The 25,854-nt window shown below is 48.8% G+C and carries 24 protein-coding genes and 4 tRNA genes; 19 read left to right on the forward strand and 9 right to left on the reverse strand.

The window, feature by feature from the left end; translation table 11 throughout:
* Positions 1-24 precede the first annotated feature (24 nt).
* From BMX14_RS10745 to BMX14_RS10760, 4 genes are all read left to right on the forward strand, one after another.
* Positions 25-101 (forward strand) — tRNA-Arg (locus tag BMX14_RS10745).
* Positions 102-184: 83 nt separating this feature from the next.
* Positions 185-260 (forward strand) — tRNA-His (locus tag BMX14_RS10750).
* A 15-nt stretch (positions 261-275) separates the two neighbouring features.
* Positions 276-362 (forward strand) — tRNA-Leu (locus BMX14_RS10755).
* A gap of 31 nt (positions 363-393) precedes the next feature.
* Positions 394-470, forward strand: a tRNA-Pro gene (locus BMX14_RS10760).
* A 47-nt stretch (positions 471-517) separates the two neighbouring features.
* Here BMX14_RS10760 and BMX14_RS10765 read toward each other — a convergent pair.
* From BMX14_RS10765 to hemC, 5 genes are all read right to left on the reverse strand, one after another.
* Positions 518-1,342: a PhzF family phenazine biosynthesis protein gene (locus BMX14_RS10765; RefSeq protein WP_092676679.1), complete on the reverse strand. Its 825-nt coding sequence runs from the start codon at positions 1,340-1,342 to the stop codon at positions 518-520.
* A gap of 110 nt (positions 1,343-1,452) precedes the next feature.
* Complete coding sequence (hemY, locus tag BMX14_RS10770; protein ID WP_092676681.1) at positions 1,453-2,649, reverse strand: protoheme IX biogenesis protein HemY; 1,197 nt, start codon at positions 2,647-2,649, stop codon at positions 1,453-1,455.
* Position 2,650: 1 nt separating this feature from the next.
* Positions 2,651-3,805 carry a uroporphyrinogen-III C-methyltransferase gene (hemX, locus tag BMX14_RS10775; RefSeq protein WP_092676683.1) on the reverse strand — a complete coding sequence of 385 codons (1,155 nt, stop codon included), beginning with the start codon at positions 3,803-3,805 and terminating at the stop codon, positions 2,651-2,653.
* Positions 3,806-3,830: 25 nt separating this feature from the next.
* Positions 3,831-4,568, reverse strand: a complete 738-nt coding sequence (gene hemD / locus BMX14_RS10780; protein WP_092676685.1) for a uroporphyrinogen-III synthase — start codon at positions 4,566-4,568, stop codon at positions 3,831-3,833.
* Between the two features lie 4 nt (positions 4,569-4,572).
* Positions 4,573-5,505, reverse strand: coding sequence for a hydroxymethylbilane synthase (gene hemC, locus BMX14_RS10785; protein WP_092676686.1), 933 nt, complete (start codon positions 5,503-5,505; stop codon positions 4,573-4,575).
* A 271-nt stretch (positions 5,506-5,776) separates the two neighbouring features.
* Here hemC and BMX14_RS10790 point away from each other — a divergent pair, with 271 nt between their 5' ends.
* Entirely contained in the window at positions 5,777-8,335 is a 2,559-nt protein-coding gene (locus BMX14_RS10790) for a class I adenylate cyclase (RefSeq protein ID WP_092676688.1), read from the forward strand.
* Between the two features lie 2 nt (positions 8,336-8,337).
* Here the strand turns inward: BMX14_RS10790 and cyaY are convergent, their stop codons facing one another.
* The gene (gene cyaY / locus BMX14_RS10795) at positions 8,338-8,655 is read right to left on the reverse strand and encodes an iron donor protein CyaY (RefSeq protein WP_092676690.1); all 318 of its coding nucleotides are present in this window, start codon (positions 8,653-8,655) and stop codon (positions 8,338-8,340) included.
* A 172-nt stretch (positions 8,656-8,827) separates the two neighbouring features.
* Here cyaY and lptM point away from each other — a divergent pair, with 172 nt between their 5' ends.
* The 13 genes from lptM (at position 8,828) to yigL (ending at position 21,674) form a co-directional block, all read left to right on the forward strand.
* Positions 8,828-8,992 carry an LPS translocon maturation chaperone LptM gene (gene lptM / locus BMX14_RS10800; RefSeq protein WP_168174345.1) on the forward strand — a complete coding sequence of 55 codons (165 nt, stop codon included), beginning with the start codon at positions 8,828-8,830 and terminating at the stop codon, positions 8,990-8,992.
* Positions 8,993-9,019: 27 nt separating this feature from the next.
* Complete coding sequence (gene dapF, locus BMX14_RS10805; protein WP_092676693.1) at positions 9,020-9,844, forward strand: diaminopimelate epimerase; 825 nt, start codon at positions 9,020-9,022, stop codon at positions 9,842-9,844.
* Positions 9,841-10,551, forward strand: coding sequence for a DUF484 domain-containing protein (locus tag BMX14_RS10810; protein WP_092676695.1), 711 nt, complete (start codon positions 9,841-9,843; stop codon positions 10,549-10,551). Before dapF ends, BMX14_RS10810 begins: the two co-directional genes overlap by 4 nt.
* Positions 10,548-11,459: a tyrosine recombinase XerC gene (gene xerC / locus BMX14_RS10815; protein WP_092676697.1), complete on the forward strand. Its 912-nt coding sequence runs from the start codon at positions 10,548-10,550 to the stop codon at positions 11,457-11,459. Before BMX14_RS10810 ends, xerC begins: the two co-directional genes overlap by 4 nt.
* Positions 11,459-12,175 (forward strand): 5-amino-6-(5-phospho-D-ribitylamino)uracil phosphatase YigB, encoded by a 717-nt coding sequence (gene yigB / locus BMX14_RS10820; protein WP_092676699.1) that lies wholly within the window; start codon positions 11,459-11,461, stop codon positions 12,173-12,175. Before xerC ends, yigB begins: the two co-directional genes overlap by 1 nt.
* A gap of 46 nt (positions 12,176-12,221) precedes the next feature.
* The gene (uvrD, locus tag BMX14_RS10825; RefSeq protein ID WP_092676701.1) at positions 12,222-14,384 is read left to right on the forward strand and encodes a DNA helicase II; all 2,163 of its coding nucleotides are present in this window, start codon (positions 12,222-12,224) and stop codon (positions 14,382-14,384) included.
* Positions 14,385-14,701: 317 nt separating this feature from the next.
* Complete coding sequence (corA, locus tag BMX14_RS10830) at positions 14,702-15,655, forward strand: magnesium/cobalt transporter CorA (protein WP_092676703.1); 954 nt, start codon at positions 14,702-14,704, stop codon at positions 15,653-15,655.
* 297 nt (positions 15,656-15,952) lie between these two features.
* Positions 15,953-16,189, forward strand: a complete 237-nt coding sequence (locus BMX14_RS10835) for a hypothetical protein (protein ID WP_092676705.1) — start codon at positions 15,953-15,955, stop codon at positions 16,187-16,189.
* A gap of 254 nt (positions 16,190-16,443) precedes the next feature.
* Entirely contained in the window at positions 16,444-17,325 is an 882-nt protein-coding gene (pldA, locus tag BMX14_RS10840; RefSeq protein WP_092676707.1) for a phospholipase A, read from the forward strand.
* 16 nt (positions 17,326-17,341) lie between these two features.
* Positions 17,342-19,165, forward strand: coding sequence for an ATP-dependent DNA helicase RecQ (gene recQ / locus BMX14_RS10845; RefSeq protein ID WP_092676709.1), 1,824 nt, complete (start codon positions 17,342-17,344; stop codon positions 19,163-19,165).
* 35 nt (positions 19,166-19,200) lie between these two features.
* The gene (gene rhtC, locus BMX14_RS10850; RefSeq protein WP_092676711.1) at positions 19,201-19,821 is read left to right on the forward strand and encodes a threonine export protein RhtC; all 621 of its coding nucleotides are present in this window, start codon (positions 19,201-19,203) and stop codon (positions 19,819-19,821) included.
* Positions 19,822-19,823: 2 nt separating this feature from the next.
* On the forward strand, positions 19,824-20,819 hold the full coding sequence (gene pldB, locus BMX14_RS10855) for a lysophospholipase L2 (RefSeq protein WP_092676713.1): 996 nt from the start codon (positions 19,824-19,826) through the stop codon (positions 20,817-20,819).
* A 48-nt stretch (positions 20,820-20,867) separates the two neighbouring features.
* Positions 20,868-21,674 carry a sugar/pyridoxal phosphate phosphatase YigL gene (gene yigL / locus BMX14_RS10860; protein ID WP_092676715.1) on the forward strand — a complete coding sequence of 269 codons (807 nt, stop codon included), beginning with the start codon at positions 20,868-20,870 and terminating at the stop codon, positions 21,672-21,674.
* 39 nt (positions 21,675-21,713) lie between these two features.
* On the opposite strand, the gene glpQ is transcribed toward yigL, so the two are convergent.
* From glpQ to metR, 3 genes are all read right to left on the reverse strand, one after another.
* On the reverse strand, positions 21,714-22,775 hold the full coding sequence (glpQ, locus tag BMX14_RS10865) for a glycerophosphodiester phosphodiesterase (RefSeq protein WP_092676717.1): 1,062 nt from the start codon (positions 22,773-22,775) through the stop codon (positions 21,714-21,716).
* A 9-nt stretch (positions 22,776-22,784) separates the two neighbouring features.
* Positions 22,785-24,134 carry a glycerol-3-phosphate transporter gene (gene glpT / locus BMX14_RS10870; RefSeq protein ID WP_092676718.1) on the reverse strand — a complete coding sequence of 450 codons (1,350 nt, stop codon included), beginning with the start codon at positions 24,132-24,134 and terminating at the stop codon, positions 22,785-22,787.
* 136 nt (positions 24,135-24,270) lie between these two features.
* Positions 24,271-25,188, reverse strand: coding sequence for an HTH-type transcriptional regulator MetR (metR, locus tag BMX14_RS10875; RefSeq protein WP_092676720.1), 918 nt, complete (start codon positions 25,186-25,188; stop codon positions 24,271-24,273).
* A gap of 388 nt (positions 25,189-25,576) precedes the next feature.
* Here metR and BMX14_RS10880 point away from each other — a divergent pair, with 388 nt between their 5' ends.
* Complete coding sequence (locus tag BMX14_RS10880) at positions 25,577-25,813, forward strand: hypothetical protein (RefSeq protein ID WP_230527433.1); 237 nt, start codon at positions 25,577-25,579, stop codon at positions 25,811-25,813.
* Positions 25,814-25,854: the final 41 nt, after the last annotated feature.

The following is a 25,854-nucleotide window of genomic DNA, read 5'->3' on the forward strand; positions in this document are numbered from 1 at the left end:
TATCCGCATCCGCAACGGCGCTAAGCGCCCGTAGCTCAGCTGGATAGAGCGCTGCCCTCCGGAGGCAGAGGTCTCAGGTTCGAATCCTGTCGGGCGCACCAGTTTTTTAGGTGTCGAGCTGCGGTGGTGTTTTACCGCGTTAGGCTGATGTGTTAATATCAGTGGTAGTAAGAAGTTAGGGGTGGTGGCTATAGCTCAGTTGGTAGAGCCCTGGATTGTGATTCCAGTTGTCGTGGGTTCGAGTCCCATTAGCCACCCCAATTTTTATCTGATGAGCGACGGTGGCGGAATTGGTAGACGCGCTAGCTTCAGGTGTTAGTGTCCTAACGGACGTGGGGGTTCAAGTCCCCCCCCTCGCACCAGATAAAAACAAAAAGTAGTAACGCAGTATTTCGGCGAGTAGCGCAGCTTGGTAGCGCAACTGGTTTGGGACCAGTGGGTCGGAGGTTCGAATCCTCTCTCGCCGACCAAATTTAAAGAAACCCCGCTAACGCGGGGTTTTTTGTTTTTGTGGGTTTCAATCTGTCGGCAGTGTGATGTCGCCACTGATTACCCTAGTTGAGTGCCCACCCACATAGATTTTCCCGTCTCTTTTTTTAATCGTTATTTCTCCTTCTGCGCCGACACATGCACCTTGTTGAGCGTGATACTGTTCAGGCAGCTCTCCGGTTTCAATCAACCATTGCGCTAATACGGCTTGTAAGCTTCCCGTCACGGGGTCTTCAGTGGCTTCAACCCCAACTAAGGCACGCACCACCAAACCCTCTCCCTCCGGGTTCAGGCTGCATAGCCCTAATTTGAGATCGCCCATCGCTGAATAATCTGGCGTGATGCTGAGGAGTGTTTCCACCGAATCCACCTTAACGCAGTGCCATACCGGACCATTGCTCAATACCTTGGTGGCGGTGATGGCTTCGGGAAGCAGTCCAGTGGAGGCGATAAGCTGTTGTTGTTCTACCGTGGAGAAAGGGCGTTGCACCACTAAGGGGGGAGCTTCGAAAAATAATTGGTTGCCCTCTTGGCGGATCTCAACAATACCCATCGCGGATTGCTGATGGACCACGGCCTGTTTACGCCCATTCAACCAACTGTGGCAGGCCCCTAATGTTGGATGTCCAGCAAAAGGAAGTTCTTCGGCGGGCGTGAAAATGCGCACCTTATAGTCCGCATCGCCCTCTGTCGCAGGGGTGATAAAGACGGTTTCACTGAGCTGGGTCCAACGTGCTAACGCCTGCATAGTCTCTGTGGAATAGTCTTCCTCTTGGCAATGTACGACCGCCAAAGGATTACCTTTCAAGGAATGTGTTGCAAAGACATTGATTTGTTCAAAACGCGATTTCATAACGGTAACGCCTAAAGGTAGGGGAAACCTGATGACATCATGGTTTGGTGATCATAGCAATAAGCGTTGGGAGAGGGCGACTGCGAACAGCCGCCGAAGAGAAGGGTAAGTTACTGGTCGGGATATTTTTTTAGCGTTAAATGGAGTCCTTCACGACGCATTTTTGCGGCTTCTTCTGGACGGCGCATTTTGTCGTAGACATCCCCTAACCAAGCGTAATCAAAACTATCGGGGCGTTGTGCTAAGGCCGCTTTAAATGCCTCTTCAGCCTGCTGCCATTCGCCTCGACGCATCAACAATTGCCCCAGAGTACTTTCAAGTAATGGCGTCGACCCATGCTGTTTGATCAGTTGACGGACTAATTTCTCGGAGTCTTCGCTGTTCGCCGTTTTGATCTTTGGAATTGCGAGCACTAACCTTTCGTTATAGTGTCGTTTAAGCCCATCCATCGCGATAACCTGTGCCATCTCATGATCGTCACACTCAATTAAGTGTGTCACCATTGCGGCCTGTAAACGCGAGTCTTGGCGTGTTTTACGTGTCTGATGGCCCCACCATTGTTTCAAGCCCTCGCTACCGCCAGATGCCATAGCTTGCTCTATAAGGCCTAACCAAGCTTTCTGCGTTAGCGTCTCTGCTTCCTCTTTAGTCACCAATTGGTCTTTCTCAAGCGAAGGCAATATATCCAGTAAGGCTGACCATGCACCAGTACGTAAATACGCTGTTTGTGCCAAGCGCAGTACTTCAGGGTGGCGGGGCGCAACATCCAGTAAACGATCAATGGTGTGGCGGGCAGCATGATTCTCTTCACGTGCTAAGAGGATCCTTGCGCGCGTGATTTCTACAGGTATTTGATTATCCGTACTGAGCTCTGATGCCCGCTCAAGGTGTTGATTCGCGCGGATCTCATCGCCCCGTTGTTGGGCCGCTTCTGCGGCGAGCAAATAGTTGGCGACAGGCGTATCAGAATGGTCAGCATTCTTTGTCATCAGTTTTTCAACTTGCTGGTAATCGCCCTCTGCTAATTTAATCAATGCCGTATTGGTATGTTTCTGCGCCAGGCGGTGTTTTCTGCCAGTAAACCAGCGGCGGGCACGGGAGCCGGTTCTAAAGAGGCGGCGTATCACCCACTCAATCAGCAGAATAACGATCAGCGCCACTAAAAGGATTATCACTAATCCTGTCACGGAGGTTTCGATATTCCATTCTGAGGTTTGGATCAGTACGTAGCCTTGCTTGCCAGCGAAAACGGGGCCTAATACGATGCCGGCAATCAGCAAAATAAAGAGTGCTAAGACTTTAATCACCTTAACCTCCTTGTTGCGGCGTAGTGGCCGGCGCTTGAGCAGGCTGTGGTTCGTTATTGCTTGGGCTACTCATTAAGCCTCTGACGCGATTCTGCATCAATCTATCGATCAACCCTTGGCTGGAGAGCGTCTCGGGAAGATCCATAGCGATAGGGGTTTGTGACAGTTGATCTATCTGCGCTAAGAAAGCTTTAGTTGTCGGATCATCTGTGTTGTACCAGGCCCGTACCCAAGTCGACACCGCTTCAAGAGATTGTTTATAGATATCTTCTTGATGGCGAGGAATAGCTTGTGAGGCGATAAGCAGACGCGAGCGAATGTTTTCGCGCAAGTAGATATCTTGGTTAGGCGCCAATAAAGGTTGCGCACTATTATCCCGACGACGAACAGTAATAAAGTTATCCATAAAGTCGTGCCAGCTAGCGATTAAGTTATGTCGCCATTCGGCTAACGATCCCGAAATATCATGGCTGTCTTTATCCATTGGCGCATCGTTGTCACTATCATCGGCTAAACGCAGGTTATCAACGTTATTCGCCAATTGGCTAACTTGCAGAATGATACCGTCATAATCGACTTGATTGATATTGGCCAACGTGGAGATATCTTGGTTCAGCGCACGGCGCACATTGATAATACTCGGGTCATCCATTTGCCCGAGGCTGCGGTCAGCACTTTTAAGTAAGGCCAGCGCCGTGGTGACGTCTTGATCGCTCCACAATTTTCTTCCCGCAAGCTTCACCAGGTAATCGGCTTGGGACACTAACCAGACACTGGCATCATTGCCGGTCAGTGAATTCACTTTATCGCGAAGGCCTTGTAAATCCTTTTCATTCTCTTGCAGCTGGGACCGAGATGCTTTTAGCGCTTGTTCAGTATTGGAAAGCTGTTGGGCCAGCTGCTGCTGACCATTACCATTTTGTTGCTGAGCCTGCGCGAGTTGGTCGCGCAACGCTTGAATTGAACTCGATTGCGCGTGATGAGTGTGCGTGATGTACCAGGCGCTACCTAGGCCTGACGCTAACGCAATAACGATTGCGAGGCTCGCCAGTGCTTTACCATTACCTGCCGTGTTAACAGGCTTCGGAGAAGGTGTTGCAGTATTATCTTCTTTCACTTCTTCCGGCATGGCGGAGGGGGCTTTGTGTTCCGTCATAGAGGTTTATCCCATAAGTTTAATTTCAGCGTAATGCGCGCAATAACGCATCGTTATCCGCACCATCGGCAACAATAATATCCCGCCAACCGAAGTCGGTGGCAAGCGTTGCCAAACGTTTACTGACGACAACTAGCCGACAGTGGAGTAACCATTCGTTCCGATCTAGGGCGGGAATTAATTCATAGAGTAGGTTTAACATCTCACCACTTGTCACAATTATGGTTGAGATCCCCTTTTGTCGCCAGCGAAAAGCCTGCTCTGCGCCATGATAATTTATAGCGACCCGTTGATAACATTCGAAATAGTTAACGTCAGCACCACGCGATTGCAACGTTTCTCCGAGCAGCTCTCGGCCATTATTACCGCGTAATATCACACAGTTTTTACCCGCGACATTTTCTAATAGTGGCAGATCCACTAACTGCTCGCTGAGTGAATCCTCTGGAAACTCAACGAGTTGTTGGCAATAGTGGTGTAGCGCCAAGGCACTGTTTTTACCGATGGCGAAATAATGGACATCGGCTGGCCAAGTCTTATTCGCCGCCTGCAGATAAGGCCCGACATAAGTAAGCGCTCGCGCCGATACCGCAATTATCCGATCCCCGCGGTTGAGCGTAGCGAGGTGTGAACAGAATTTTGATAATTGTCGGCCTGGGAGAAAGTCGATGAGGGGGAGATGCCAAGCTTGACGTCCGGTCAAGCGCAGCCGTTCAACGAGCTGTTGTCCTTCAGGAAAAGGCCGAGTGACCAGAATACTCATCGTATTACTGCCCTTGGTAGACTTTACGGAGGATATCGCCGGCCCCGCGGGCTAATAGCTCATCGGCTAGCGAGGTCCCTAACGCTTCAGCCTCTTCAGTCGTACCATGACGTTCACCGGCGATGATGACGTCGCCTTCTGGTGTCCCCACCAGCCCTCTGAGCCATAACTTACCGTCGTTAAGCAGTGCAAAGCTGGCAATGGGAACTTGGCATCCGCCTTCTAAGCGAGTATTCATTGCACGTTCTGCTTTGACACAGATCGCCGTTGTCGAGTCGTTTAGCGGTGCTAATAATTGATGCAATGCAGTGTCATCATTTCGGCATTCAATTCCTACCGCACCTTGCCCAACTGCGGGCAGAGAAACTTCCGGAGGCAGTGAGTAACGGATCCGGGAGGTTAACCCTAAACGAATAAGTCCTGCTGAGGCGAGAATAATCGCATCGTATTCGCCAGCATCCAGTTTAGATAAGCGAGTCCCTACGTTACCCCGTAATGAACGAATAACCAGATCGGGGCGCAGTGCGCTTAACTGGCATTGACGTCGCAGGCTTGAAGTGCCGACGATGGCGCCTTGTGGTAGCGCATCAATACTGTCGTAATCATTAGAGACAAAGGCATCTAACGGATTTTCACGTGGACAGATGGCCGCGAGCCCCAATCCCTCAGGAAATGCGACCGGAACATCTTTCATCGAGTGGACAGCAAGATCGGCACGACCTTCCAGCATCGCTGATTCGAGCTCCTTAACAAACAATCCTTTTCCGCCTACTTTAGATAGCGGGCTATCCAGCAATATGTCGCCTTTTGTCACCATGGTGACTAACTCAACACGTAAACCTGGGTGATGAGCGATTAATTGTTGCTGCACATATTCTGCCTGCCAGAGGGCAAGCGGGCTTTTACGGGTGGCAATTCGGATTGTCTTGTCAGTCATACTCGTAACCATGGTTTTACATTTATCTATTATCCTAACATTTAAACCTAGGATGTGGCACTTTCCACCAATGAAAACCCATGCCGTTTATTTTTTAACCATAATACATAGATTGTTCAATGCTGGCTAAGCAGACATGCTAGGGTGAAGACACTAACACGCTTTACCGGATGGGGTGGCAGTGTTAGATTGACCGACCGCGGTAGAGAATGCAGCACAAACCGCGCGGAACCTTTTATCAACTTCTTGCCATGAGTTCGGGTGTGATGCCTTGTATCTTTATATAGAGACACTGAAACAACGATTGGATGCGATTAATCAGTTACGCACTGATCGTGCCACCGTGGCGATGGGCGCGGCGTTTCGTCACATCTATAGTTTGCTTCCTGTGCTATTGCATTATCATCACCCAGATATGCCGGGTTACCTTTCCCATAGTACTCCGCATGGTATAAGTTTCTTCACCCCGGACGAGAGCCAATTATCGCTGCTCGAGACACTTTTTCCAGACAATGCCTACACACTGCTACCCCCGCCTGATAATGCCCCCATCCTGGGACTTTATTCGATGGGCAGTACCTCTTCTATCGGTCAGAGCAGCGACTCTGATCTGGATATTTGGGTGTGTCACCAATCTTGGTTAGATGGTGCGGAGCGCCAGGCCCTGCAAAATAAATGTCATCAGCTCCAGCTGTGGTGCAAAAAGCAGGGGGTCGAGATCAGCTTCTTTCTGATTGATGAAAACCGTTTTCGGATGAACGAGAGCGGGGCGCTAGGCAAAGAGGATTGTGGCAGCACCCAACATATTCTGTTGCTGGATGAGTTTTACCGAAGTGCAGTCCGCTTGGCGGGTAAACGTATTCTGTGGAATATGGTCCCCAGTGAGCATGAAGCGCATTACGACGAGTATGTGATGGAGCTTTATGCCAAAGGTGCGCTCGTGCCGAACGAGTGGATCGACCTCGGCGGTTTAGGAGCGCTGTCTGCGGAAGAGTATTTCGGCGCAAGCCTGTGGCAACTGTATAAAAGCATTGACTCCCCCTATAAGGCCGTGCTGAAAACCGTATTATTGGAAGCTTATAGCTGGGAGTATCCGAATACGCGCCTGTTAGCGACAGAAATTAAGCAGTGTTTACACGATGGGGAGATCATTCATTTTGGTCTCGATCCTTATTGTATGATGCTTGAACGCGTGACCGCCTATTTAGAAGCCATCAATGATACCGCTCGGCTGGATTTAGTTCGCCGCTGTTTTTACTTGAAAGTTTCTGAAAAATTGACGTCAGAGAGCGATGGCGAGCTGACGCCTTGGCGACGAGAAATTCTGGCACAATTGGTGATGCGCTGGGGATGGGGGAGCGACCTCCTCACCCAACTTGATGGGCGTGCACAGTGGAAAATAGAACAGGTTCGTGTCGCCCATAACGAGTTGCTCGATGCGATGATGCAAAGTTATCGAAATCTGATCCGTTTTGCTCGCCGTAATAATCTTAGTGTGAGTGCTAGCCCACAAGACATTGGCGTTCTTACGCGTAAGCTTTATGCAGCATTTGAGGCATTACCCGGCAAAGTAGCGCTACTTAACCCGCAAATCTCTCCCGATCTCTCAGAAGACCATCTCACTTTTATTTATGTGGCCGAAGGGCGTGCGAACCGCCGTGGATGGTATCTGTATAATCAGGCCCCGGAGATGAATGCGATCATTAGCCACCAACCCCTCGAATATAACCGTTATTTAAATAAACTCGTGGCGTGGGCATGGTTTAATGGCTTGTTTACTGAAAAGACCCATCTCCATATCAAAGGAACCAGTCTGTGTGATCTGCCTCGCCTGCAAGAGCTCGTTCACGATATTGCTACACATTTCCCGATTCGCTTGCCCGCCCCGACGCCCAAAGCGCTATACAGCCCCTGTGAGATTCGACATTTGGCGTTGATGGTGAACGTAGAGTCTGACCCGACCCAGGCATTACGTGATCAAGTTGTATTATTTGATTTTCGTAAGATGGATGTTTTTAGCTTCGGTCAGCAGCAGCAGTGTTTAATTGGCAGCGTGGATCTTCTCTATCGGAACTCGTGGAACGAGGTAAGAACGCTGCATTTCGAAGGTGAATCAGCGATGATTGAAGCCTTGAAGACCATCTTAGGTAAGATGCATCAAGAAGCACTCCCACCGGAGGCGGTCGAGGTATTTTGTTACAGTCCGCATTTACGTGCACTGATCCGGACTCGGGTTTTACAGTTGGTTTCAGAGTGCATCGATTTACGTCTTTCCAGTAATCGCCAAGAAACCGGACGATTTAAAGCCTTGAAACTGGCAAGTGATACCTGGGGATTATTCTTTGAGCGGATGGGAGTATCCGTTCAGAAACTCAAAAATGCGGTCGAGTTTTATGGCGCAATTTCCAATAATAAGTTACAAGGCTTGTCGATTCAGATGGACTCGAAACAGGCGAATCTTCCCACGGTAGTCAAAAATTATGCCAGTGAAGGCATTATCCAGTTCTTCTTCGAAGACCATCCTCCCGCCGAAAGCTTCAGTATCTATGTACTCGATGAACAGAATCATGCAGAGGTCTATCAGCACTGTGAAGGGAGTAAAGAGGAACTGATGCGTGATGTGTGCCGATTTTATTCATCGTCTCACGACCGTCTAACTTTCGGGACATCCTCCATCAATTTTAATTTGCCGCAGTTTTATCAAGTAGTGGAACATCAGGGACGCTCAACGATCATCAACTTCCATTCCCCAAGCCAGGATGAAGTCACGGAGAGAGTCTCCCCGCAACTCGGTCAAAACATTCTTCCGCGATCCCCTTATCGTCCTTAGGATCAAAACGAAACAGGTTCGCCTGCTTGCACCGTACAGGCCTCGGCCAGTAATGCCCAAAACTCATTGCCAGTACGGTCGCATACCCATTTCCCTTCTTCTAAAGAAAAATGATACCCCCCCGCCTTAGTGGCTAACCAGACTTGATGTAATGGCTCTTGTCGATTGATAATTATTTTGGTGCCATTTTCGAAACTCAGGGTCATCACATTGCCATGAGTTTCGTAATCAATATCCGCATCGCCATCGTGTTCGTCTAAGCGTTCTTCGATAGTTAATAATAGTTGGTCTGCTTGTTGATGAAATTCGCTGTCGTTCATGCTCGCTCCTCTTTTTGACTAGTATAACGATTGCTTAACAATGGGTCATCCGAGATTTAGCGAGCGAAGGGGCTCATCCGCCAATTCCACTATTTTCTGTTGCTTTTCCCGTTTCAACTGCGATGATACGTAGAATAGAAAGTTAAGTGAGTAAATAACAATGAAGAATGCTGTGGCTAAATATACTCTGTTTATTGCCGTTATTGCGTTAACAGGCTGTGGATTAAAAGGTCCTCTCTATTTCCCAAAAGATAGCTCGGGTAAGCAACAGGGCCAAAATACCGGTTACGACCAAGGTGTTTTCAAAAAATCGAACAAAAAATCCGATAACTTATAGTTAGCCAACATGGCAATGGGGTGAAGCATGCAGTTTTCTAAAATGCATGGCCTAGGTAACGATTTCATGGTGGTTGATGCCGTTACTCAGAATGTGTTTTTTTCTCCAGAACTGATACGACGCTTAGCCGATCGCCATTTAGGGATTGGTTTCGATCAATTATTGGTGGTAGAGCCACCCTATGACCCCGATCTCGATTTCCACTACCGCATTTATAATGCTGATGGCAGTGAAGTGGCGCAGTGTGGAAATGGGGCGCGCTGTTTTGCCCGTTTCGTTCGGCTAAAAGGGCTGACTAACAAAAATAGTATTCGGGTGAGCACACAAGCGGGCCAGATGGTGCTAACCGTTAACCGCGACGAGTTGGTGCAGGTCAATATGGGGGAACCCAAGTTTGAACCGGCAGAGGTACCGTTTAGAGCCAATAAAGCTGAAAGTCTTTACCTGCTACGGGTTGAAGAGAGAACGGTGATGTTTGGCGCGGTCTCTATGGGGAATCCCCATTGTGTGATCCAAGTACAAGCCACCGCCACGGCGGAGGTTGAAGTACTGGGCCCCATTCTAGAAAGCTACGAGCGCTTTCCAGAACGGGTGAATGTCGGGTTTATGGAAGTCGTCAATCGCGAACATATCCGATTACGTGTCTACGAGCGTGGCGCAGGAGAAACACAAGCCTGCGGTAGCGGCGCGTGTGCGGCAGTCGCGAGTGGTATTCAACAAGGTTTGCTGAGTCAGAATGTTCGGGTTGATCTCCCGGGTGGTACCCTGCATATTGCCTGGCAGGGACCGGGAACGCCGCTGTTTATGACCGGGCCAGCCACTCACGTTTATGATGGATTTATTCACTTATGACCACTCACCAAGAACAGACGACCTTACCGAGTCAACCGCTAGATGATGAGCGTGTGAGCGAATATTTACGCGAGCACCCTGATTTCTTTATTCATAATGCGCGTCAAGTTGAACAGATGATTATCCCTCATCCGGTAAAAGGTAGTGTGTCTTTGGTTGAATGGCAGTTGGCCCGTCAACGCCAACACATTGCAAATTTAGAGCAAGAAATCACGTTATTAATGGAACAAGCACAAGCGAACCAGCATTTGTTTGGTCAACTACTCCATTTGCAATCCCATCTCGCGACAGCCAATGATCTCGCCGAACTGCAAAGTCGTTTGCACTATTGGGCAAGAGGGCTTGGATTGGCGGGCGCAACCTTTCGTTTATTTAACGATAGCTGGCAGTTGGCCGCACCCTCTGGGTTCCACCATCTGGGGTTAGATCGCAATGCTTTTACGCCGTTACAGTTACAGCGATTTAACCAAGAGAGCCACTATCTGGGCCGCCTGCAGGGCCCAGAACTATTGTTATTGATGCCTGAAGCGAAAGCGATCGGCTCCGTGGCGCTGTCGTTGCTCACGGATAAAGGCCAAGATGTGGGCGTCCTTATTTTTAGTAGCCGTAACAAAGACCATTATCACCCAGGCATGGGGACGGAATTATTGGATTGTATCGCAGGATTTCTGCCACATTTACTGACTCGTTGGATGAGTCGCTCATGACGGCCGAGGGCGACGCATTGTTTCAACGCTGTGAAGAGTATTTACGCTATTTGCGGGTCGAGCGGCAGCTCAGCCCCTTGACGATCTCCAACTATCAGCGACAGTTACAGGTAATCTGTGAATTTTTTACTGCGGCATCCCTGAGCGCTTGGTCGCAGCTTACCCCGGTACTCATTCGGTCAATGGCGGCAGCCTCGCGGCGAGCAGGTTTGAAAGCCTCAAGTCTTGCCTTAAGGCTCTCCTCATTACGCAGCTTTCTCGATTGGCAAGTGTCACAGGGGCTGTTAGTGGCTAATCCAGCCAAAGGAATAGCCACCCCTCGGGCGGGCCGGCCTTTACCCAAAAATATCGATGTCGATTCCATCAATCAGTTACTGTCCATTGATCTGAATGATCCGCTATCGGTTCGCGATCGCGCCATGCTCGAAGTGATGTACGGCGGGGGGCTGCGTCTTTCCGAATTGGTAAATATAGATTGCCAGCACCTTGAGCTCGAATCGGGGGAAGTGTGGGTCATGGGGAAAGGAAGTAAAGAGCGGCGATTACCTATCGGTAAGACGGCGGTCGAGTGGTTGGTGCGTTGGCTCGAGATGCGTGAACTCTTTCTGCCAGAAGATAATGCAGTCTTTGTCTCGCAACAAGGTAAACGTATTTCGACGCGTAATGTCCAAAAACGGTTCGCACAGTGGGGCGTCTTACAAGGCATTACTACCCATGTTCATCCGCATAAGCTGCGCCACTCTTTTGCCACACATATGTTAGAATCAAGCGGAGATTTGCGCGCCGTGCAAGAGCTTTTAGGTCATGCGAATCTCTCGACAACGCAGATCTATACTCATTTAGACTTTCAGCATCTTGCCTCGGTCTATGATGCCGCCCATCCCCGTGCTAAACGAGGTAAAACCTAATGCGCTTTTATCGACCGATCAATCGCCCACAGGCAATAACATTCGACTTGGATGATACGCTTTACGATAATCGACAAGTTATTCTCACTACTGTTGAAAAAACGCATCAGGCACTGCAAGCGTGGCATCCCCGTTTGGCCAACATCACGCCGCAAGACTATGACCGTGTACGGCTGTTGGTTGAACAGCAACGCCCAGAGATAGTTCATGATGTTACGGCGTGGCGTCAGGCAACCTTAGTCAGCTTGATCCAACGTGTAGGAATGAGCCTTGATCAGGCACAGGCTGGGGCCGCAGAGGTGATGACCGTTTTCCATCAGTGGCGCAGCGCGGCGCATATTCCTGAAATGACCCACCGAGTATTGGCTGAACTGGCAGCTAAAATCCCGTTAGTGGCCATCACTAATGGTAATGCGGATGCTGAGCAGTTGGGCATCGCCCAGTATTTTACGCTAGTGCTACGGGCGGGGCCAGACGGCAAAGCAAAGCCTTGCGGCGACCTTTATCAGATTGCCGAGCAGCATTTACGCCTAGCCGCTAATACCATTTTACATGTTGGTGACGACCTGATTACTGATGTCCAAGGCGCGCTGGTGGCAGGTTTTCAAGCCTGCTGGATCAATGATCGTCAACAGAACCTGATCACGGCGAGTTCAGCACGAGTTATCCCCCATCTAGAAATTTCGCGGTTGGATTCACTGACCAGCTTGCTATAATGGCTGTAGATATATACAGCCTCCTCTTACTAATGCAACGGTGCTTATGGACGTTTCTGAACTGCTCGACGGCTTAAATGATAAACAGCGCGAGGCGGTAGCCGCCCCGCGGAGTAACCTATTGGTTCTAGCTGGCGCAGGCAGTGGTAAAACCCGGGTATTAGTCCATCGTATCGCTTGGTTATTAACGGTTGAGCGCTGTTCCCCGTATTCCATTATGGCGGTGACTTTTACCAATAAAGCCGCCGCGGAGATGCGTCATCGTATTGAGGAAGTTGTCGGGACGAGCCAAGGCGGCATGTGGATCGGCACATTCCATGGTTTGGCGCATCGCCTATTGCGCGCGCATCCGCTTGATGCAGGCCTACCCGCTGATTTCCAAATTCTTGACAGTGAAGACCAGTTACGCCTGCTTAAACGGTTAATTAAAGCGCTAAACCTGGATGATAAACAGTGGCCAGCGCGGCAAGCCATGTGGTACATCAATGGTAAAAAAGACGAAGGCTTAAGGCCAAAGCATATCGATAGTTATGGCAACCCGGTCGAGAAAACCTGGTTATCTATCTATCAAGCTTATCAAGAAGCCTGCGACCGTGCAGGACTGGTTGATTTTGCCGAACTGTTACTGCGCGCCCATGAGTTATGGCTTAACAAACCTCATCTGCTTAATCATTATCGCGAACGTTTCACTAATCTATTAGTCGACGAATTCCAAGATACTAACAATATCCAATACGCTTGGATCCGTATGTTGGCGGGCGACAGCAGTAAAGTGATGATTGTTGGCGATGATGACCAATCCATTTATGGATGGCGCGGTGCGCAAGTAGAAAATATCCAGCGTTTCCTCAGCGATTTCCCTGGGGCACAGACCATCCGCTTGGAACAAAACTACCGTTCCACGCGTAATATCCTGCAAGCCGCGAATATTCTGATTGCTAACAACTCGGGACGACTTGGCAAAGAGCTGTGGACGGAAGATGATTCTGGTGAGCCAATCTCTTTGTATTGTGCATTCAACGAGCTGGATGAGGCGCGTTTTGTCGTGAACCGTATTCGTCAATGGCATGAGCAGGGCGGCGCACTGGCCGACTGCGCAATACTCTACCGCAGTAATGCTCAGTCACGGGTACTGGAAGAAGCCTTACTACAAAGCACCTTGCCTTACCGCATTTATGGCGGGATGCGCTTTTTCGAGCGACAAGAAATCAAAGATGCCTTGGCCTATTTACGGTTAATGGCGAACCGCAATGACGATGCGGCGTTCGAACGGGTAGTGAACACTCCTACGCGGGGCATTGGCGATCGAACGTTGGACGTTGTTCGCCAATTCGCACGCGACCGACAAATGACGCTTTGGCAGAGCGCACGTGAGCTTCTGCAAGAAAAAGTCTTAGCGGGTCGTGCAGCCTCAGCTCTACAGCGTTTTATCGAACTGATTGAATCTCTGGTTTATGAAACCGGAGAAATGCCGCTCCATGTTCAAACCGATCGGGTCATTAAAGACTCGGGACTGTGGATAATGTACGAGCAGGAGAAAGGGGAAAAAGGCCAAGCCCGGATTGAGAACTTGGAAGAGCTGGTGACCGCTACGCGCCAATTTAGTTATCAAGATGAAAATGAAGACTTGATGCCACTTCAAGCTTTCCTCTCCCATGCCGCGCTGGAAGCGGGTGAAGGGCAAGCGGATAAATGGCAAGATGCTGTACAGCTGATGACCCTCCACTCAGCAAAAGGCTTAGAATTTAGCCAGGTCTTTATTGTCGGGATGGAAGAGGGGATGTTCCCAAGCCAAATGTCGATTGAAGAGAGTGGACGTTTAGAAGAAGAGCGCCGTCTCGCCTATGTGGGGGTCACTCGCGCGATGAAAAAACTGACCCTGACCTTTGCGGAAAGCCGACGGTTATATGGGAAGGAAGTCAGCCACCGACCGTCACGGTTTATTGGTGAGTTACCTGAAGAGTGTGTGGAAGAAGTCAGATCGCGCGCGAATATTACTCGTCCGGTTGACACCAAACGGATGGGGGCACCAGTGATGGCCAATGATAGCGGCTGGTCGTTGGGTCAGCGAGTACGTCATAGTAAGTTCGGGGAAGGGACTATTATCAATCTTGAGGGCAGTGGCGAGCATTGTCGCTTACAAATAGCCTTTCAAGGACAAGGCGTGAAATGGCTTGTTGCGGCTTATGCACGTTTAGAAGCAGTTTAATATTGACGGTTCTTGACGATATTTTCGTCTCGTCGTAACATGCGCACACTAAAATTCTTAGAGGACAATGACCTTGGACACCCCCAGTCGATGCTGGATCAATTTCCTACTGATTAGGAAAAACTGCTAAGGTTACCGTTCTTTGACCGGTGAGCTTAGCTGTTTACCGGTGATTATTTCCCGTCATCACGATCATCAGCACTGATGTATTCACACTCTGTGGCCCCGTGTTCAAGTATCGCTATTTTACTCATTAAGATAAATGAGGAATGGCTTTGTCTTGTCCCTGCCGATAAAGCAAGGGGAGTCATACTGCTATGTTGAGTGCTTTCAAACTCGAAGAAAATCGCTTAAGCCGGATGGAAACTGAAGAGAGTAATGTCGCACTCTCTAATGCCGTTTGGGTTGATTTAATTGAGCCAGATGAAGATGAACGCGATCTGGTACAACAAACACTGGGCCAGGGTTTGGCGACTCGGCCAGAACTTGAAGATATCGAAGCCTCTGCGCGTTTTTTCGAAGACGAAGATGGTCTACATATCCACTCATTCTTCTTTTATGAAGATGCTGACGATCACGCTGGTAACGCGACAGTCGCTTTTACCATTCGTGATGGGCGTCTTTTCACCTTACGTGAACGTGAACTTCCCGCTTTTCGCTTGTATCGGATGCGTGCCCGCAGCCAAACCTTAATCGATGGTAATGTCTTTGAAGTCTTATTGGATCTGTTCGAGACCAAAATCGAGCAGCTAGCCGACGAAATCGAGAATATCTATAGCGCCCTGGAAAAATTAAGTCGCGTGATCATGGAAGGGCAACAGGGCGAAGAGTACGACGAAGCGCTCTCCCGCTTAGCAGAGCTAGAAGATATCGGTTGGAAAGTGCGCCTCTGTCTGATGGATACTCAACGCGCCTTAAACTTTTTGATCCGTAAAGCTCGACTCCCCGCGAATCAGTTAGAACAAGCTCGCGAAGTTCTGCGCGATATCGACTCATTACTGCCGCACAACGAATCACTCTTTCAAAAAGTCAACTTTTTGATGCAAGCGGCAATGGGCTTTATCAGTATTGAGCAAAACCGCATTATTAAAATATTCTCAGTGGTATCGGTGGTCTTCCTCCCCCCGACATTGGTCGCCTCAAGTTATGGAATGAACTTCGAGTTTATGCCGGAGCTTAAGTGGAGCTTTGGCTACCCTGGGGCCATTTTATTAATGATATTGGCGGGTTTGGCACCCTATCTCTACTTTAAACGTAAAAACTGGTTATAACTCTCTCTACGGCGCCCAAGGCGCCGTTTTTACGGGGAGTAAAAACAGCAGAAAGATTTATGATGAAGCTGTCTCGTCTTCCTCTGATAGACAGAAATTTAATTAAACCTAAATATTATGACTATTTGATATTTATCACTTTTATATGAAAGTTAATGCTTTTTATGTGATGTGCAACACAAATTGTAAAAAAATATATTCTTAATAGATAAGATTTAATTCATTTTTTTACAAAACGAAACGCTTAATTACGACCAGAGATGTACCTTTAAGTCTCACACCAGAGGAGTCTATATTATGAAAAAAATAACTATCGCTATGCTCGCTTTACTTGCACTACCAGCGGCTTCTTTTGCAAAAAGCATCTCTGTAACCGACATCTCGTTACAAGGCGCTGAAAATAAGATTATGAAGATTGCCGATAACCATGACGCTGAATATAAAATTACGGGTGCTAGCTCCGGTAACTTTGTACGAATGACGGCTGTATTACACAACATCCAAGATGTCTCAGGGTTAGGCCGAAAAAATTAATCAGTATTCATTTGGAGGGTGATGCACGGCTTTCACCCTCTTCAAATGTCGTACTTCTCACCCTTTAGCGTTACTCGACTCTCTTACGTCCCTGCCTAAATGAGTACCAATTTCAACCCGCATAGAGAAGTTCTCCTTTATTGTCATATTCTGCTGTCATAAAAAACCATTTCAGGTCAAAATTACGCCCTTAGTACGATAATCTTTTAGTCATGCTTGACGAATTTGATCAATTACGGGTGATAGGGACAACTATGCAACGAAAGTGTTTGGTGTTGGCGGCAGCGCTAGCGTTACCTCTGGGAGCTAACGCAGAAAGTAATGGGTATGATGTGGGTGTACAGAATAACCCGCCTGTTTATGGCAGCATTATCTCAAATCTATTACAAAAGCATGATAGCGCTTTCGTTCTCTATCCTTACGAAAGTAACTATGTGTTGTATACCTACACCAGTAATATCAACAAGGGCGCGATTGAAAGCTATAACTGGGGCCATAATGCCCGCAAGGATGAGCTAAAATTCCAATTAAGCTTAGCCTTCCCTATCTGGCTCGGTATTTTAGGTGATAACTCAGTCTTAGCCGCTTCTTACACCCAGCGTTCTTGGTGGCAAATCTCAAACAGCAAAGAATCTTCACCTTTCCGCGAAACGAACTACGAACCTCAGCTGTTCATTGGCTGGGCAACAGACTACTCGTTAGGTGACTGGACGCTGCGTGATGTCGAGACCGGCTTAAACCATGAATCGAACGGACGTAGTGATCCCACTTCCCGTAGTTGGAACCGTGGCTACCTGCGTTTAATGGCGGAAAATGGTAATATGACAGCCGAAATTAAGCCTTGGGTGCGTCTTGATACGGGCGGTGGTGACGACGATAACCCAGATATCATCAAATATATGGGACATTATCGTGCTAAATTAGGCTATAAATGGGGCGAAAGCGTCTTCAGCGTTGAAGGTCAATATAATTGGAATTCCGGTTACGGTGGCGCTCAACTAGGCTGGAGCTATCCAATCACCCACAACGTCAGATTTTACACCCAAGTCTACAGTGGTTATGGCGAATCGTTAATCGACTATAATCACCGTCAAACGCGGGTTGGTATTGGTCTAACTCTTAATGATGTTCTCTGATTAAAACAGGTAGCGTGTGGCAACAGTGCTAGAAGCGGACCGGGAGGCTGACGCCATTCAGGTACTGCAGGAAACGTTCGGTTACCAGCAGTTCCGTCCCGGTCAAGACGGTATTATTCAAGCGGCGATCTCTGGACAAGACTGTCTTGTGGTAATGCCGACTGGCGGTGGTAAGTCACTGTGTTACCAAATACCCGCGTTAGTGCGTAATGGACTCACGCTGGTGGTTTCCCCTCTTATTTCACTGATGAAAGATCAGGTCGACCAACTGCGCGCAAACGGTGTTAGCGCAGAGAGTCTTAACTCAAGCCAACCCAGAGAGACTCAGCAACAGATTTATCAAGCCTGTCGAGAAGGTAAGATTAAGCTCTTGTATGTGGCACCAGAACGTTTGATGATGGAGAGTTTTCTCGACACATTGAGTAGCTGGCATCCCGCCCTGATTGCGGTCGATGAGGCGCACTGTATTTCGCAATGGGGACATGATTTTCGTCCAGAATATGGCGTAATTGGCCGTCTGCGAGAACGGTTCCCCTCACTACCGATTATGGCCTTAACGGCTACGGCAGACAGCACCACTCGTCAAGATATCTTGCAGCGTCTTCAGCTTCATGAGCCCTTTATTCAGGTAAGTAGTTTTGACCGGCCTAATATCCGCTACACGCTGGTCGATAAATATAAACCGACAGACCAGTTGCTCACTTACCTACGCGATCAGCGAGGCAAGTGCGGGATTATTTACTGCAACAGCCGCGCAAAAGTAGAAGATATTACCGCTCGTTTACAGAGTCGCGGCTGGAGTGTAGGCGCCTATCATGCAGGCCTTGAGGCGGGCGAGCGAGCTCGGGTTCAAGAAGCCTTCCAGCGTGATGATCTACAAATCGTGGTGGCGACCGTCGCATTTGGTATGGGGATTAATAAACCGAATGTCCGCTTTGTTTTCCATCTGGATATTCCGCGTAATATCGAGTCCTATTATCAGGAGACGGGAAGAGCGGGGCGCGATGGTTTACCTGCTGAAGCGATGATGTTGTACGATCCCGCAGATATGGGATGGTTACGCCGTTGTCTGGATGAGAAAAGCCCAGGACTAAGCCAAGATATTGAGCGGCATAAGCTCAATGCCATGGGGGCATTTGCCGAAGCGCAAACCTGTCGACGCTTAGTGCTGCTCAACTACTTTGGTGAAAATCGTCAAGCAGCCTGCGGTAACTGCGATATCTGTTTGGACCCTCCTCGTCGCTACGACGGTTTAGTCGATGCACAAAAAGCGCTATCCACCATTTACAGAGTCGGCCAACGTTTTGGTATGGGGTATATTGTTGAAGTACTGAGAGGAGCCGCTAATCAGCGTATAAAAGAGTTCGGTCACGACAAGTTACCCGTTTATGCGATTGGTCGCGACCAAAGTCACGAACATTGGGTTAACGTATTACGGCAACTGATCCACCTCGGATTGGTTACCCAAAATATTAGCCAGCATTCCGCACTGCAACTGACAGAGAGTGCCCGGCCCGTATTACGCAGCGAATCGCCGCTGCAGTTAGCGGTTCCTCGGATCATCGTGACTAAAACCCGTCCGGTGATGAGCCGTTTGTCAGGAAGTCATTATGATAAAAAGCTCTTCGCTAAACTACGGAAGTTACGTAAGGCGATTGCGGATGAGGAAAACATACCTCCGTACGTGGTGTTTAACGATGCAACACTGATTGAGTTATCTGAGATTCAACCGATATCGCCGTCTGAAATGTTGGGGATAAATGGTATTGGGCAACGTAAATTAGAACGTTTCGGACGTCCTTTTATGCAGTTGATTAAACAACATTTGGACGATGAGTAATTCACTCTACCTCTAGGCCATAACAAGGAGCTTTCATGATATCCCTTTTTATTACCGTCGCAGTAGTCCAGATCGTTGCCCTGGCCAGTCCAGGCCCTGACTTTTTCTTTATTTCACAAACGGCGGCGAGCCAATCACGACGTGACGCCTTTAAGGGAGTGACCGGTATCACGCTCGCGGTCGCGATTTGGGCGGCGGTCGCTCTGCTCGGTTTGAACCTGATTCTGAAACAGATGGCTTGGTTACATCAGTTGATCCTGCTGGCTGGAGGCGCTTACTTGATGTGGATGGGGATTCAGATGATTAAGTCAGCGCGCCAACCGCAACCTGTCGGCGCAGAGATAACACCTGTCACGACGTTGCGTAAGAAAAATATCTTTTTACGCGGCTTATTAACGAACCTCTCTAATCCTAAGGCCATCATCTACTTTGGTAGTATCTTCTCGTTAATTGTCGGCGATGATGTGAGCAGTGCGACACGTACCGCAATCTTTATCCTGATCGTGGCGGAAACATTGGTCTGGTTTAGCTTGGTCGCCACACTCTTCTCACTCCCTTGGGTCAAGGCAAAATATCAAAAGCTGGCAAAATGGATTGATGGTATTGCAGGCACCTTATTTGTCGCCTTTGGCTTACATCTGATTTTTTCACGATAAGAATGAAAAAAAAACCGTCACAGTGGACGCATCGAGAGAAATCCTTCTCCGCGTTCGTCACCGGTCCCTTATTACCGTTTTGGCGTCAGCGACAAGATCGCCAATTCGTTGGCAAAGACGGAGTCGTTATCCGCTATATGCATATGACTGCCGCCTCGCATAAGAAGGCGATTTTACTTGTACCGGGCCGCTCGGAAAGTTATAGCAAATACCCAGAAGTGGTATGGGATCTATTCAATTGTGGTTACGATATTTTCGTCATTGACCATCGTGGCCAAGGTTTATCCGGACGGCTATTGGACGATCCTCAGCTAGGGCATGTGGCACAGTTTTCAGATTATGTAGATGATTTAGAAAGGTTATGTGAGTTAGAGCTGTCAGGCAGTCGTTACCAGCAGACATTTGTCCTCGCCCACTCCATGGGCGGCGCTATCGCGACACTCTTATCCCAGCGTCACCCTTCGCTGTTTACCGCGACGGCTCTGGTCGCCCCGATGTTTGGTATTGTTCTCCCCATGCCAGAATGGGTTGTTGAGCGGATTCTGAATTGGACTGCCACGCGCCCGCATCTACGGGAAGGTTTTGCCTTTGGAACGGGCCGCTGGCATGCCACCCCCTTTGGGATAAATAACCTTACACACAGTCGGGTGCGTTATCAGCGCAGCCTGCGCTGTTATGCCGACCAGCCTGAATTACAGCTCGGTGGGCCTACCACGCACTGGGTGCGCGAGGCAATCTTAACGGGCCGTTATATCGAGAGTATTGCCCCAGAGTTACACCACCCAATCTTGCTGCTACAAGCCAGCGAGGATCAAGTCGTCGATAACCAAGCCCAAGAACGGTTTTCGCTCGCGAGAAGCTTAGCGGGCTTTCCCTGCCATGGCGACCATCCGCAGGTGATGGAAGGGGCCCGCCATGAAATTCTATTTGAAAAAGATGAAATCCGTGCCGAAGCCTTACAGCAAATCACGGAATATTTTTCAACCTTTAGTCGTTAATTTTCCAGGTTTAAAATGGTTTTGAGCCTGTACCGCTGCGAGGTAGTCATGTACCAAATTGTTGCTTCTGATCTCGATGGAACGTTGCTTTCACCAGAGCATTCCCTCACCGATTTTGCCGCTCAAACATTACAACGCGTCACCGAACAAGGCGTTTCGTTCGTCTTTGCAACCGGTCGCCACCATGTTGATGTGGGACAGATCCGTGAGAAACTCGGGATAGATGCTTATATGATCACGTCTAATGGCGCACGTGTACACGACACTGCAGGGGATCTTATCTTTGCACACAATCTTGAACAATCGATCGCTGAAGAGTTGATTACGCTCTGCTATAACGATCCTGAGATCCTTACGCAAATTTATCGTGATGATGAGTGGTTTATTGCTCGAGAAAGTCGCGATGAAGCCTCTTTCTTTATGGAGTCAGACTTCCGTTATCAGCTTTACAACCCGGCAGATTTTTCCGTTGAGGGGGTCAGTAAGATCTTCTTCACCTGTAACGACCATCAGCGACTGATCCAGCTTGAAGAAGCGTTGGTCTCCCGTTTTGGCGATCGCGTTAACGTTAGCTTCTCATTGCCAATATGCTTAGAAGTGATGGCGGGTGGGGTGTCTAAGGGCCATGCCCTAGATAACGTGTCCCGCCGCTTGGGGTATAGCCTTGATGACTGTATCGCCTTTGGTGATGGGATGAACGACAAAGAGATGCTCAGTATGGCGGGTAAAGGCTGCATCATGGAAAACGGCCAACAGCGACTGAAAGACCTATTACCAGAACTCGCCGTTATCGGCACTAATGGTCAAGACGCTGTGCCACATTATCTCCGTAAATTGTTTGCCGTCGCGGAGTAATCGGTAAAAGGCTGCTGAGTGTTCAGCAGCCTGCTAAGGTTATTCAGCCTGTGGATGAGTCGCTAGCCATGAAACGGCTTTATCCGGGAAATCGGTGAATAACCCTGAAACATCAGCTTGTTGATAGAGTATTTGGTATAACTCGTCGACATTGCTGACATAATTAGGCAGTTGATCCGCGCGAACCGTATAAGGGTGTATGGGTAATTTATAGCGATGTGCCGCGGCGACCATCGGGGTTAAACGGATATGACCTTGCGTGGACTGCGAATCGATCAGCATATGATAATCGGGGCCAATGCCATCCACCGTTTTCGATAATTTCTCAATACCCTCAGGGGTCATCATCCAATCGTAATCGTAATTACGCCAGTGGCCATTATGCAGGGTCTGTGTCTCGTTATCTTTGGTGTAAGCAATTAACTGTACCCGCTTAAGGTTCATGCCCAGTTGCGGCTCCAGCGTCTGTTTTATCCGCTGGAGTTCGTCATAATCAAAACACTGCAACCACGCTTTATCAGTCGGTTTAGTGTAGCCATACTCCTTCAGGGTCATCAGCACGGCTTTACTGATGTCTTTACCTTCTTTGCGATGAAACCAGGGTGATTTTATCTCGGTATAGAGACCAATGTTTTTACCTGTGGAGTGGTTAAGACCTTGAATAAATTCAATTTCTTCCGCAAGGGTGTGGATGCGAAATTCAGAGCGATGCATCGGAAAACGCCCAGGGTAATTCTGAACCTGTTTTTTACCTTCAAGATGAAAACCCTCGGTGAAGTGTAGCTGTTTGATTTCCGCGAGGGTGAAGTCGATAGCGTAATAACGGCCATCTGCACGATGGCGGTTAGGGAACTGTTGGGCGACATCCGTGACGCGATCTAAAAAGTGATCGTGCAGTACGACGAGTTGATCATCGCGTGTCATCACGACATCTTGTTCAAGATAATCGGCCCCCTGTGCGTAAGCCATCGCCTTGGCAGGCAAGGTATGTTCGGGTAGATAGCCGCTTGCCCCGCGATGGGCAATGACCAGCTTATCCTCGCTGGCTTGCGCGAATACACTGCAGGAGAATAAGGCGAGTCCAGTTAATAAATATTTCATCCATTTCTCCTAGTCATTTTGCAGTAGGGTTTGTTTATGTTTCTTTTCACTGACCGTAGTCAGGAGAAGCAGAAGTACGGCGAACACTGACCCGACTATCATCACGAGGAAGCCACCGTCCCATCCAAAGTAATCAACGGTGTAGCCTACAATGGCGCTGGCTGCGACGGAGCCTCCTAAGTAGCCGAACAGGCCGGTAAATCCTGCGGCAGTCCCTGCGGCTTTCTTCGGTGCTAACTCTAGCGCGTGTAAACCGATTAGCATCACCGGCCCGTAAATGAGGAAGCCAATCACGGTCATACAAACCATATCAATACCTGGATTACCCGCGGGGTTAAGCCAATAGATAATCGTGGCAATAGTCACTAAGCTCATAAAGATAACGCCCGTGATCCCTCGATTTCCTTTGAAGACTTTATCGGAAACCCATCCGCACAGCAGAGTTCCAGGGATACCGGCATATTCATAAAAGAAGTAGGCCCAGGAAGATTTATCTAAGGTGAAATGTTTGACTTCTTTCAAGTAAGTTGGCGACCAATCGAGAATACCGTAACGCAGTAAGTAGACGAAAACGTTAGCTAAGGCGATGTACCACAGGAGCTTGTTGGGCAGAATATATTGGCTGAAAATCTGCTTAGTGGTTAATTCAGTTTCGCTCTCAGCACTGTAGTTGGTAGGATAATCATTTTTGTAGGCTTCAATAGGCGGCAATCCACAGGACTGTGGCGTATCCCGCATCAGGGCGAAAGCGATTAGGGCGATAATGATCGCTAAGAATGCAGGCATATAAAACGCGGCTTTCCAATCACCGAACCACATCATTCCGAGTAAAAAGAGCAGAGGCGGAATACCGCCCCCGACGTTATGCGCACAATTCCACACCGAAACGATACTTCCACGTTCTTTCTGCGACCACCAGTGAACCATCGTCCTGCCACAAGGTGGCCAGCCCATTCCTTGGAACCAGCCACATAAAAACAGTAGGAAAAACATTACCATAATGCTTGAGGTGGCCCATGGGATAAAGCCCATCATCAGCATGACCAGTGCGGCTAAAATCAGCCCTGCGGGGAGGAAGTAACGGGGATTAGATCGGTCAGAGACCGAGCCCATAATAAATTTGGAGAAACCATAAGCGATGGAGATCCCTGATAAGGCAAAGCCTAGGTCACCGCGGCTAAAACCTTGTTCAACCAGCGAAGGGATAGCCAAAGCGAAATTTTTCCTGACTAAATAGTAAGCGGCGTAACCAAAGAAAATACCCATAAAAATTTGCCAACGCAGTCGGCGATAGGTGGGATCGATCATCTTGTCAGCCAGCGGTGCGGTATGAGCAGCCGGTTTAAATAGATTCAACATCGTTTTCTTCCTAGTCGGATGGGCACGGAAGGTAGGCTTCCGTGTGTGCAAGCGGCAAGGGTAACGATTATTGTGTACGGTAACTTTGACCCATCACACAAATATTACAAAATATTTAGCTATGGGTATATTACGGCTAAGCGGTCACTAGTGCCCCTGAGGCATCCCTGACAAAAGGTAATTGACGCGCATGCTGTTGGGCATGGGTAATGAAGGCATCTAGCGTCGGTTGGCGATTCTCTCCTTCCCGAGTCGCCGCATATAAACGACTCCAAAGGCCGTTATCGAGCGTTCGTGTGACGACCAGCTTTTGACGTTCAACATTTTCCACCACCCAGTGCGGCAATGCGGCAATTCCCATATTGGCGGAGACCATCTGAATCAGTAAGAGGGTGTTATCGACGGTTTTTAAGGATGGGGTGACGCCGGCGGGTTGCAGGAAATGACGCCAGATATCCATACGTTGACGCTGTACCGGGTAGATAAGCAACGTCTCATCGGTCAGGTCTTCCGGTAATATCACCGCTTTAGTGGCCAAAGGATGGCCGACCGCAACGACCAGCCTTACCTCAAAATCGAATAACGGTGTGTAGTGTAATCCGCTTTTCGGCAAAATATCGGAGGTCAATACTAGGTCTAATTCACCTTGCTGTAAGGCGGGTTGCGGATCGAAGGTGACCCCTGACGCGAATTCGACGGAGACCTGTGGCCATTGCTCGCGAAAACTATTTAACGCCGGAGTCATCCATTGGATACAGCTATGGCACTCGATTGCAATACGTAATGTGGTCTGTTGAGGGGCCTGGCACGCCTGTAGTGCTTGGTGAACTTGGGGCAAAACGCTATCTGCGAGTTGTAATAACACTTCACCCTGACGAGTAAACCGCAGCGGCTGGCTTTTCCGTATAAAGAGCTTGAAGCCTAGACGTTGCTCGATATCACTAAACTGATGAGAGAGGGCTGACTGAGTGTGATGCAAAAGAGCGGCGGCGGCGGCTAAAGACCCCGTCTGCTTCAATGCCTGCAGTGTTTTCAAATGCTTAAGCTCAATCATGGTGCGCCTTAACGGTAGAAATCATCACTTTATTTATCCTAAGAGACAATGTACTGGTTATTATCAGGCGTGTAAACATCTGGATGTCTAAACATCTACGTTATTTTTCTTCAATTTGATCACGCATTTTTTTCATCACTTTATGACCGGATAGGGCTTAGCGTTGCAGTGTAAAATTCCTCAGCCGATAGCCTCGCTCACCTTGACGTTTAGGTATTGATTACATAGATTTTAACGAGTGTGTAAATAAGGATGCTGGGAAGTGCGCCTAGCCAGGGCCTCAGCAAAGTGGAAATAACGAAGGAACAGTGACTGCACTATGAAAAAGAATGATCCCCTACTCGGTCAGGCCGCCCGAGCTCATCACTTGGAATGGGAAACTTATCTTATGTGGGCGGCTGACAGCTTTAAGCTGAATCATACCGCGACTCGGTTGGAAGGTAACGCTCTCGCCCGGTTGATTCCGGTATTATCGCCACACGCGGCCCATGATGATCTTGAACAACTCGAATCCTTTGAAGAGTACGAGTACCCCAATGAGATAGGCCCCAGCGTGTATGACATCCATGGGTCGTGCCTGTCAGATATCGACTGGATGACCGATCGCTTGGATAAGGTACTGTAAGACCCCGCTTTAGCACATCGCGGGGCATATCGAGGAACGAT

It is taken from the genome of Rosenbergiella nectarea, from assembly GCF_900111105.1.
Lineage (GTDB): Bacteria > Pseudomonadota > Gammaproteobacteria > Enterobacterales > Enterobacteriaceae > Rosenbergiella > Rosenbergiella nectarea.

What these genes read in the sequence shown, in the direction of transcription:
- cyaY (WP_092676690.1), bottom strand. Translation starts at nt 8,655, where the DNA reads ATGAACGACAGCGAATTTCATCAACAAGCAGACCAACTATTATTAACT.
- rhtC (WP_092676711.1), top strand. Translation starts at nt 19,201, where the DNA reads ATGATATCCCTTTTTATTACCGTCGCAGTAGTCCAGATCGTTGCCCTG.
- pldB (WP_092676713.1), top strand. Translation starts at nt 19,824, where the DNA reads ATGAAAAAAAAACCGTCACAGTGGACGCATCGAGAGAAATCCTTCTCC.
- uvrD (WP_092676701.1), top strand. Translation starts at nt 12,222, where the DNA reads ATGGACGTTTCTGAACTGCTCGACGGCTTAAATGATAAACAGCGCGAG.
- BMX14_RS10835 (WP_092676705.1), top strand. Translation starts at nt 15,953, where the DNA reads ATGAAAAAAATAACTATCGCTATGCTCGCTTTACTTGCACTACCAGCG.
- hemX (WP_092676683.1), bottom strand. Translation starts at nt 3,805, where the DNA reads ATGACGGAACACAAAGCCCCCTCCGCCATGCCGGAAGAAGTGAAAGAA.
- glpQ (WP_092676717.1), bottom strand. Translation starts at nt 22,775, where the DNA reads ATGAAATATTTATTAACTGGACTCGCCTTATTCTCCTGCAGTGTATTC.
- hemC (WP_092676686.1), bottom strand. Translation starts at nt 5,505, where the DNA reads ATGACTGACAAGACAATCCGAATTGCCACCCGTAAAAGCCCGCTTGCC.
- BMX14_RS10765 (WP_092676679.1), bottom strand. Translation starts at nt 1,342, where the DNA reads ATGAAATCGCGTTTTGAACAAATCAATGTCTTTGCAACACATTCCTTG.
- yigL (WP_092676715.1), top strand. Translation starts at nt 20,868, where the DNA reads ATGTACCAAATTGTTGCTTCTGATCTCGATGGAACGTTGCTTTCACCA.
- BMX14_RS10810 (WP_092676695.1), top strand. Translation starts at nt 9,841, where the DNA reads ATGACCACTCACCAAGAACAGACGACCTTACCGAGTCAACCGCTAGAT.
- glpT (WP_092676718.1), bottom strand. Translation starts at nt 24,134, where the DNA reads ATGTTGAATCTATTTAAACCGGCTGCTCATACCGCACCGCTGGCTGAC.
- corA (WP_092676703.1), top strand. Translation starts at nt 14,702, where the DNA reads ATGTTGAGTGCTTTCAAACTCGAAGAAAATCGCTTAAGCCGGATGGAA.
- BMX14_RS10880 (WP_230527433.1), top strand. Translation starts at nt 25,577, where the DNA reads ATGTGGGCGGCTGACAGCTTTAAGCTGAATCATACCGCGACTCGGTTG.
- metR (WP_092676720.1), bottom strand. Translation starts at nt 25,188, where the DNA reads ATGATTGAGCTTAAGCATTTGAAAACACTGCAGGCATTGAAGCAGACG.
- yigB (WP_092676699.1), top strand. Translation starts at nt 11,459, where the DNA reads ATGCGCTTTTATCGACCGATCAATCGCCCACAGGCAATAACATTCGAC.
- pldA (WP_092676707.1), top strand. Translation starts at nt 16,444, where the DNA reads ATGCAACGAAAGTGTTTGGTGTTGGCGGCAGCGCTAGCGTTACCTCTG.
- xerC (WP_092676697.1), top strand. Translation starts at nt 10,548, where the DNA reads ATGACGGCCGAGGGCGACGCATTGTTTCAACGCTGTGAAGAGTATTTA.
- dapF (WP_092676693.1), top strand. Translation starts at nt 9,020, where the DNA reads ATGCAGTTTTCTAAAATGCATGGCCTAGGTAACGATTTCATGGTGGTT.
- hemD (WP_092676685.1), bottom strand. Translation starts at nt 4,568, where the DNA reads ATGAGTATTCTGGTCACTCGGCCTTTTCCTGAAGGACAACAGCTCGTT.